This window comes from Bradyrhizobium uaiense, from assembly GCF_010811875.1.
GTDB classification, from domain to species: domain Bacteria; phylum Pseudomonadota; class Alphaproteobacteria; order Rhizobiales; family Xanthobacteraceae; genus Bradyrhizobium; species Bradyrhizobium uaiense.
On record NZ_VKHP01000765.1, the window covers coordinates 1 to 249 of the forward strand.

Consider the following 249-nt stretch of genomic DNA (forward strand, 5'->3'; position numbering starts at 1 on the left):
TTGGGGCCACCCTGCGAGGCCACGAACTTCATGGCGCCGATGAAACAGGCGGCGTAGCCCGCCGCGAACAGCTGCTCCGGATTGTTGCCGGCGCCACCGCCGCCACCGAGCTCCTTCGGGGTGGTGACCTCGACGGTCGGCATCGGCCCGCGCTCGGAAGGCGGTTTCGGCCTCGCCATCGACCTCGCGGTCTCGCTGCCCGGCCTGTCCCGCGCGGACGCCGAGGCGCTGGTCGAGAAGGCCCACCAG

At 72.3% G+C, this 249-nt stretch carries 2 pseudogenes; one reads left to right on the forward strand and one right to left on the reverse strand.

The features are described 5' to 3' along the window. Positions 1-134: pseudogene (locus FNJ47_RS55135) on the reverse strand (OsmC family protein); the annotation flags it as partial. On the opposite strand from FNJ47_RS55135, the pseudogene FNJ47_RS47370 reads away from it, so the two are divergent. Continuing rightward, positions 124-249, forward strand: a pseudogene (locus FNJ47_RS47370) (organic hydroperoxide resistance protein); the annotation flags it as partial. The pseudogenes FNJ47_RS55135 and FNJ47_RS47370 overlap by 11 nt on opposite strands.